Genomic DNA, 8,332 nt, shown 5'->3' on the forward strand with positions numbered 1-8,332 from the left:
CGTTGATCTGGTGCACGGACGCACCGGCACCACCAGCGCCGCCGATATAGAAGCCGGTCCAGTTGTAGGCTGGCGTCTCGAAGGCAGCACCGCCGCCGTTCTGGGCACCGAAACGGTAATTGGCTGCGATCTGGAAAGTATGGCGCGAGGTGTCAAGATTGAGGAGACCGTCCGGAACCCCGACGATGCCAGCCTCGGAAAGAAGATCGTCCTTGGTCCCGAAGCCCGTATAGCGATACTCAGTCTTGATCGTCCAATTGCTGTTGATGGCCGTTTCGATGCCACCTCCGACAAAATACCCGCTCTGATCCCAATCAAAGTCGAAGCCAGCGTTCGTATCGAGCTTGTACTTCTGCCAGGAATAGCCACCCAGCACGTATCCCAGAGTGTTTGGCGTCAAGAGATAGCCGAGACGCAGGCCAGCGTCGAAACCGTAGGTTTCCTTGATCGAAGCGTCGAATCCCGTAATGTCCAGCGTGGTCCCGATGTTGCCGACGTGAGCGTCCAGCAGACCACCGATGAGGAACCGCGGCGCGACCATATAGTCATAGCCAACCGTCAGCTCACCGTAGACGCCTTCGCCACCAATGCCGTTCAGCGAGACTGGAATAAAATCGCTGCTGAGCTTGTGTACGTTGGCACCGGCGCCGACGCCAAAACCAACGTATAGACCGCTCCAGTTAAAGCCGGCAGCTTCTTCTACCGGCTGCACGACGTCTGCTGCGTGAGCAGCAGATATCAAAGCCACAGCAGAAACAGCACCAAGAAGAAAAGATTTCGCGGATGTGCGAATGAACATATGCCCGTACCCCATGAGTAAACCCAGAATGTCTCTAGCAGGGAACCGGCCGGCACGGGAATGACAAATATGCAACAATGATGAGCAAAGTGCCGTTGCGTCACATCTTTCGGCGCCATGCTTTGCCTGAAAAACAGGCTCGCAAGAAAAAACCCGCCGGCATGGAACCGGCGGGCTGGATTGAAAGGAGCTGTTTTTCGCGAAAATCAGGCGGCGAGTACCGCTTTCGGCTCGACCAGTTCGTAGCCGAGCGCCTCGGCGACTGCGCGGTTGGTGATCTTGCCCTTGTGGACATTGAGGCCGTTGCGCAGGTGATGATCGTCGACCAGCGCCTTCAGGCCCTTGTCGGCGAGCTGCAGGCCGTAGTGAAGCGTCGCGTTGTTGAGCGCGTGGGCCGACGTGACGGGCACGGCACCCGGCATGTTGGCGACGCAATAGTGGATGACGCCGTCGACCTCATAGGTCGGGTCGGCATGGGTGGTGGCGTGCGAGGTCTCGAAGCAGCCGCCCTGGTCGATGGCGACATCGACCAGCACCGAGCCTTTCTTCATGCCCGACAGCATTTCGCGCGAAACCAGTTTTGGCGCCGCGGCACCCGGGATCAGCACCGCGCCGACGACGATGTCGGCTGAAAAACACTCTTCTTCCAGCGCCTCGACAGTCGAGTAACGGGTGTGGACGCGGCCGGCGAAGAGATCGTCGAGCTGGCGCAATCTCGGGATCGAGCGGTCGATGATGGTGACGTCGGCGCCAAGGCCGGCCGCCATCCTGGCCGCGTGCAGGCCGACGACGCCACCGCCGAGCACGGTGACCTTGCCGGGCAGCACGCCGGGCACGCCGCCCAGCAGCACGCCGCGGCCGCCATTGGCCTTCTGCAGCGCCGTGGCGCCGGCCTGGATCGACAGGCGTCCGGCAACTTCCGACATCGGCGCCAGCAGCGGCAGGCCGCCACGGTCGTCGGTCACGGTCTCGTAGGCGATTGCCGTCACGCCGGACGCAAGCAGGCCCTTGGTCTGCTCCGGATCCGGAGCAAGGTGGAGGTAGGTATACAGGATCTGGCCTTCGCGAAGCTGCGCCCATTCGCTGGGCTGCGGCTCCTTGACCTTGACGATCATGTCCGACTTGGCGAACACCTCGGCGGCCGTCTTGGCAATCGTGGCGCCGGCGGCGCGATAGGCGTTGTCATCGGCGCCGATGCCGGCACCGGCCCCGGTCTCGACCAGCACTTCGTGGCCATGGGCGACATATTCGCGGACCGAGCCGGGGGTGAGGCCGACGCGGTATTCGTGGTTCTTGATTTCCTTGGGGCAGCCGACGCGCATTTTCTTCTCCTGATCCGGCCCTTTTGGGCTCGTTCCCTGTATGGCTGGAGTGAACCACGAATCGTTGCGCAGGTGTTTGCGAATGCGCTTGCGCCCACCGGCCGGTTTCGATAATTGTTGCGCGAAACAGCAAGATATTCGCAGGATTCACGAATAATGCCGCTCGACAGGATCGATATCGCCATTCTCGAGGCTTTGCAGAAGGATGGCAGGATACCCAATGCGGCGCTGGCCGAGAAGGTCGGCCTGTCGCAGTCGGCCTGTTCGCGCCGGCTCGACAATCTGGAGAAATCCGGAACCATTCGCGGCTACCACGCCCGGCTTTCCAATGCGGCACTTGGCCACCAGATGACGGCGATCGTGCACATATCGCTGTCGGGGCAGTTCGAGAAGACGCTGTCGGATTTCGAGGCGGCGATCAAGCGCTGCCCGAACGTGCTGTCCTGTCACCTGATGTCGGGCGAATACGACTACATCCTGCGGATCGCGGCGAAGGATCTCGTCGACTATGAGCGCATCCACAAGGAATGGCTGTCGGCGATGCCGCATGTGACCAAGATCAATTCGTCCTTTGCGCTACGCGAAATCGTCGACAGGACCGCCATGGGCATGAAGCCGGAAATGGCCTAGGCCTCCGTTACCACCCGATCCATCGGAATGTCGTGCGGCTGCGGGTAGATGGTCGCGATGCGCTGCAGCTCGTAGCCGACGCCGATGACCAGTGGCTTGAACGGCATCGCTGCCAGCGTACGGTCGAAGAAACCGCCGCCATAACCCAGGCGGTAGTTCAGGGGATCGATGCCGACGATCGGCGAGATGACGATGTCCGGCAGCACCGGATCGCCCTCGGCCGGGATCGGGATATTCCAGACACCTTTCTCCAGCCGGTCGCCTGCTTTGTAGGCGCGGAAGATCAGCGGCTGCCCCTTCTCGATGACGATGGGCAGGGCGGTGCGGCCGCCGCGTTCGTTTATGGACGTCATCCAAGGCCGCAAATCCGGCTCGCCGCGAAACGGCCAGTAGAGACTGACCATGCGGCCGGCGATCTCGCCGATTACCGCGTCGAGGCCATCGGCGATGTGTTGCGACATTACCGTTCGCGCGTCGGCCGAAACAGCAAGACGCGCGGCGATCAGGCGTTCGCGCTCAGCCTTGCGCCAGCGTCTCACATCGGTCCAGTCGCTCGAAGGCGCACGGAATTCCGTATCGAGTTCGTGCATGAAACAGGGCGGCGAAGAATACTGCGCCGGAGCATCGTCGTCACGATCGTTGGCCATGCCTCACCTCATCGCGTGTTCGATGACGCTATACCTCGCGATACGATACAACATGTGCATTCACGACATGCAACGACGAGTCTCGGGCACTGGCCATCTGTTGTTGCATTGCACAAAAATACCTACATGCAGGACAGGCAATCTTGCTAACAAGGTGAACGAAATGAACGAAGCCAGGCATCATGTCGTCGTTGTCGGCGCGGGGTTCGGCGGCCTCGAGTTCACCCGTGCGCTTGCCGGCGCTCCCGTGCGCATCACCATGATAGACAAGCGCAACCATCACCTCTTCCAGCCGCTGCTCTACCAGGTGGCGACGACGGCGCTGGCCACCTCCGAGGTTGCCTGGCCGATCCGCCACCTCCTGCGCAAGCGCAAGGATGTGACGACGCTGCTCGCCAATGTCACCGGTGTCGACCGCGCCGGCAAGCGCGTGCTGCTCGATGACGGCAGCGCGGTCGCCTACGACACGCTGCTGCTCGCCACCGGTGCCCGCCACGCCTATTTCGGCCATGACGAATGGGAGCCGTTCGCGCCTGGCCTGAAGACGCTGGAGGACGCCACCACCATTCGGCGGCGAATTCTCCTGGCCTTCGAACAGGCCGAGCGGGAGGCTGATCCCGCCAAGCGCCAGGCGCTGCTGACCATTGCGATCGTCGGTGGCGGGCCGACCGGCGTCGAGCTTGCCGGCACCATCGTCGAGCTGGCGCATGACACGCTGCGCGGCGAGTTCCGCAACATCGACACGCGGCAGACGCGCGTGGTGCTGATCGAGGCCGGCGACCGCATTCTGGCCAATTTCGCACCGAAACTTTCCGACTACGCCAACAAAGCGCTCGAGCGGCTCGGCGTGACGGTCGAGCTCGGGCGGGCCGTCACGCGCTGCGACGCCGAAGGTGTCGTGTTTGGCGATAAGCAACTGGCCGCCCGAACGATCCTGTGGGCAGCCGGCGTTGCCGCTTCGCCAGCCGCTGAATGGCTGGGAGCGAAGGCGGACCGCGCGGGCAGGGTGCTGGTCGAGCCCGATCTAAGTGTGCGTGGCAGCCCGGAGATCTTCGTCATCGGCGACGCCGCTCATGTGCTGCGGCCAGACGGGCGGCCGGTTCCCGGCGTGGCGCCTTCCGCCAAGCAGGAGGGCCGACATGTTGCGGCTACCATCAAGGCCAGGCTCGGCGGCGACACGACCGCGCGTCCTTTCCACTACAGGCATGCCGGCGATCTGGCGACGATCGGCAAACGCGCCGCCGCCATCGATTTCGGCTGGATCAAGCTCACCGGCTGGCTCGCCTGGTGGCTGTGGGGAGTGGCTCACATCTATTTCCTGATCGGCTTTCGCAACCGGCTTGCTGTTTCGCTGAGCTGGCTATGGATCTACGCGACGGGGCAACGCAGCGCGCGGCTGATCACCCAGGGCGACGACGACAAGGGCTGATTTCTTCACCGGCACCGTTCATCCGCACGTCATCTGTTGCTGGTCGACTGACCTTCCGATGCACGCAACTTCTTGAATGGACTTGAGCCGATTTCGGCGCGAAGTTCGCTTCGGGGCAGGGCGTGTCACGTTGTCGATAAGGAGAAAACATGTCGCAACTGCTCCATCCCGTCTCCCGCCGCGATTTCCTCGCTGGCACCGCAGCTACAGGGGCGCTGATCGTGCTTCATCCCTTCTCCGCTCGCGCACAGGCCAACCAGGCGCATCTCCGGATCATGGAGACCACCGACATCCATGTGAACGTGCTGCCTTACGATTATTACGCCGACAAAGCGAACGACACGCTGGGCTTGTCGCGCACGGCCTCCCTGATCGACGCCGTGCGCAAGGAAGCGGTGAATTCGATGCTGATCGACAATGGCGACCTGCTGCAGGGCAATCCGATGGGCGACTACATCGCCTATGAGAAGGGCCTGAAGGACGGCGACCTGCATCCGATCATGAAGGGTATGAACCTGCTCGGCTACGAGTGCTCGACGCTGGGCAACCACGAGTTCAACTATGGCCTGTCGTTCCTGGACAAGGTGCTGGCCGGCGCCAATTTTCCCTTCGTCTGCGCCAATCTGATCCGCGGCACGGAGCTTGCCGCGAACCCGCGCGACGACAAGCTCTATCTCAAGCCCTATGTCATCCTCGACAAGAAGATCAAGGACGGTTCGGGCGCCGAGCAGCCGATCAGGATCGGCATCATCGGCTTCGTGCCGCCGCAGATCATGGTCTGGGATCTCAAGAACCTCGAAGGCAACGTCAAGACGCGCGACATCGTCGAGGCGGCCAAGGCCTGGGTGCCGCAGATGAAGGAGGCGGGCGCCGACATCGTCATTGCGCTGTCGCATTCCGGCATCGACGTGAAGCACGGCGACATGATGGAGAACGCCTCGTTCTTCGTCGCCGGCGTCGCCGGCATCGACGCGGTGTTCACCGGGCACCAGCATCTGGTGTTCCCCGGCAAGAAGGATTTCCAGTCGCTCGATGGTGTCGACACGCAAAAGGGCACGCTGCAGGGCAAACCCGCCGTCATGGGCGGTTTCTGGGGCTCGCATATGGGGCTGATCGACCTGATGCTGGAGCGTGACGGGTCGAAATGGAAGGTCGTTTCCGCCACTTCCGAGGCGCGGCCGATCTTCGAACGCGTCGACAACAAGAATAAACCGACTGTCCCGGACGACAAGCGCATCATCGCGGCCCTTGAGCAGGACCACCAGGCAACACTGGCCTATGTGCGCCGCCCCGTCGGCAAGACCTCCGCGCCGCTCTATTCCTATTTCGCGCTGGTCGCCGACGATCCGTCGGTGCAGGTCGTCAGCCAGGCGCAGACCTGGTACCTCAGGGATATTCTGAAGAATACGCAATGGAAGGATGTGCCGCTGCTGTCGGCGGCCGCTCCGTTCAAGGCCGGCGGACGCAACGGCGCCGACTACTATACCGACGTGCCCGCCGGCGATATCGCCATCAAGAACGTCGCCGACCTCTATCTCTATCCCAACACCGTGCGTGCGGTCGAAATCACCGGTGGGCAGGTCAAGGAATGGCTGGAAATGTCGGCCGGGATCTTCAACCGGATCGAGCCAGGGAAGGCCGACCAGGCCCTCATCAACACCGATTTTCCGTCCTACAATTTCGACGTCATCGACGGCGTCACCTATAAAATAGACCTGTCGCAGCCGCCGAAATACGATGCCAAGGGCGGGCTGGCTAACGCTGGCGCCAATCGCATCGTCGACCTGAGTTTCGATGGAAAACCAATTGACCCCAAACAGAAATTCGTCGTCGCGACCAACAACTACCGGGCCGGTGGCGGCGGCAATTTCCCCGACATCAATGCCTCGAAGATCATCTATGAAGCGCCGGACACCAATCGCGACGTCATCGTCCGCTACATCGTCAGCGAGGGTACAATCAACCCGTCCGCGGACGACAACTGGTCGTTCGCGCCGCTGCCTGGAACCAGCGCCGTGTTCGAAACCGGCGCCAAGGCGAAGGATTTCATTGCGCAGCTGAAATCGCTGAAGATCGAGCCGGCAGGCGAGGGCGAGGCAGGTTTCGCGAAATACCGCATCCTGCTTTGAAGGTGGTTCGGGTCGGCTCGAGTCCCGGCCTTATGGCGTGGATTGAGCCGGCTGGGTGAAACGTTCCTTGATGTCAGGCATGACGAGATCCAGCGCATCGGTGGAAATGCCGCCGGAATAACCGTTCGGCAGCTGCTTGATCAGTTCGGGATCGTCCAGCCCTTGCGAAAAGTCGCCGCCGGTGTACGGGCCGAGCAGATAGACGCGGCTGTCGACGCCTTGCATGCGATCGAGAAACCGGTTCGGCCAACCCCACATCCATTTCGCGATGTTGACGGGAATGAGCAAGGTACCTTTTCGGCAGGCATCTGGAACATAGCCGCTCCAGCCAAGCGCGGCATAGCGCAGAATGCATTGCGTCAGCGACGCGCGGCTCAGCGTATGCATGTCCGGCAGTGCTGCCTTGACTGCGGCAATCGGCTTGTCGCCGCCATAGACCGAGAGATAGAAGCGCTCGTTCGGCGATAGCATGGCAAGCCGTGCGGCCAGCTTTTCGCCTTCGCCTGGATCGTTGCTCTTGACGTTGATGTTGAAGCGGCGGGCCGGGAAGTGCGCCAGAACCTCATCCAGCGACGGCATCATGCCGATACCCTTGCCGCGAAACGGAAAGGTCTTGCCGCCATCCGCCGTATAGCCATAGCCGACATCGAGGGTCTTCAACTCGGCCATGGAATGGTTGCGTGTTTCTCCCTTGCCTTCCGTGCGGCAATCCAGCGTCCAGTCGTGGAAGACGGCGAAATTGCCGTCTGTCGTCGGGTGAACATCTAGTTCGAGCGCGTCAGCGTCCAGCGCGAAGGCTGCTTCCATCGAGGGGATCGTGTTTTCGAGGTAGGCATGGCGCGGCGGCAACATGCGACTGGCCGTGCACGTCTCACCCGTCATGCCTTCCCGTGCGTAGTCCTGGGCAAGGCCGCGATGGGCAAGCACTTCCGGCTTGCCGGCGGGGCGGCTCGACAACAGCGAGGTGTTGTTGAGCCAGATGCCCGCCGCGGCGACAACGATGATGCCGAAGAAGATCGTCCGTTTGCGCATCAAGTGATTTCCGATTCGTCCGTCCTGCGCGGCATCCTGCTTTGCGATCGGACTTTTTGACGGCGACCGGGCGGCGACATCGAGATCATCCTCGATATCGCCTGGTCGGCGGCAATGAAATCGAAGAACGTGTCGACTTACGCCTTGTAGACCACCTGGCGCACGTCGATGTAGCTGGCGCGGAATCCGGCCTCGCAATAGTGCAGGTAGAACTCCCAGAGCTTCTTGAAGCGGTCGTCGAAGCCGAGCGGGACGATCTTCTCCCATGACGCCCAGAACCGGTGGCGCCATTCGGCAAGCGTGCGCGCATAGTCATCCGGAAACACGCGCTCGCGCAGATGGGC

At 61.9% G+C, this 8,332-nt stretch carries 8 protein-coding genes; 3 read left to right on the plus strand and 5 right to left on the minus strand.

Annotated elements, in window-relative coordinates; translation table 11 throughout:
• Positions 1 to 799: outer membrane beta-barrel protein (locus ENZ74_RS13465; protein WP_164761022.1), on the minus strand; the 799-nt coding region annotated here is incomplete at its 3' end.
• A gap of 206 nt (positions 800 to 1,005) precedes the next feature.
• Positions 1,006 to 2,121: an alanine dehydrogenase gene (gene ald, locus ENZ74_RS13470; RefSeq protein WP_013531466.1), complete on the minus strand. Its 1,116-nt coding sequence runs from the start codon at positions 2,119 to 2,121 to the stop codon at positions 1,006 to 1,008.
• Between the two features lie 156 nt (positions 2,122 to 2,277).
• On the opposite strand from ald, the gene ENZ74_RS13475 reads away from it, so the two are divergent.
• Positions 2,278 to 2,751, plus strand: a complete 474-nt coding sequence (locus ENZ74_RS13475) for an Lrp/AsnC family transcriptional regulator (RefSeq protein WP_013531467.1) — start codon at positions 2,278 to 2,280, stop codon at positions 2,749 to 2,751.
• Here ENZ74_RS13475 and ENZ74_RS13480 read toward each other — a convergent pair.
• Complete coding sequence (locus ENZ74_RS13480) at positions 2,748 to 3,398, minus strand: 5-formyltetrahydrofolate cyclo-ligase (RefSeq protein ID WP_082826460.1); 651 nt, start codon at positions 3,396 to 3,398, stop codon at positions 2,748 to 2,750. The two genes, ENZ74_RS13475 and ENZ74_RS13480, sit on opposite strands and share 4 nt — an antisense overlap.
• 163 nt (positions 3,399 to 3,561) lie before the next feature.
• Between ENZ74_RS13480 and ENZ74_RS13485 the strand changes: the two genes are divergently transcribed.
• Entirely contained in the window at positions 3,562 to 4,827 is a 1,266-nt protein-coding gene (locus tag ENZ74_RS13485) for an NAD(P)/FAD-dependent oxidoreductase (protein WP_063168056.1), read from the plus strand.
• A 149-nt stretch (positions 4,828 to 4,976) separates the two neighbouring features.
• Positions 4,977 to 6,956 carry a bifunctional 2',3'-cyclic-nucleotide 2'-phosphodiesterase/3'-nucleotidase gene (locus ENZ74_RS13490; protein ID WP_063168055.1) on the plus strand — a complete coding sequence of 660 codons (1,980 nt, stop codon included), beginning with the start codon at positions 4,977 to 4,979 and terminating at the stop codon, positions 6,954 to 6,956.
• Between the two features lie 30 nt (positions 6,957 to 6,986).
• Here the strand turns inward: ENZ74_RS13490 and ENZ74_RS13495 are convergent, their stop codons facing one another.
• On the minus strand, positions 6,987 to 7,988 hold the full coding sequence (locus ENZ74_RS13495) for a glycerophosphodiester phosphodiesterase family protein (protein WP_027163378.1): 1,002 nt from the start codon (positions 7,986 to 7,988) through the stop codon (positions 6,987 to 6,989).
• A gap of 137 nt (positions 7,989 to 8,125) precedes the next feature.
• Positions 8,126 to 8,332 (minus strand): class I SAM-dependent methyltransferase (locus tag ENZ74_RS13500; RefSeq protein ID WP_206522278.1); only part of this gene is annotated, 207 nt, incomplete at its 5' end.

This window comes from Mesorhizobium sp. M7A.F.Ca.CA.002.15.2.1, assembly GCF_003998715.1.
Taxonomy (GTDB): domain Bacteria; phylum Pseudomonadota; class Alphaproteobacteria; order Rhizobiales; family Rhizobiaceae; genus Mesorhizobium; species Mesorhizobium ciceri.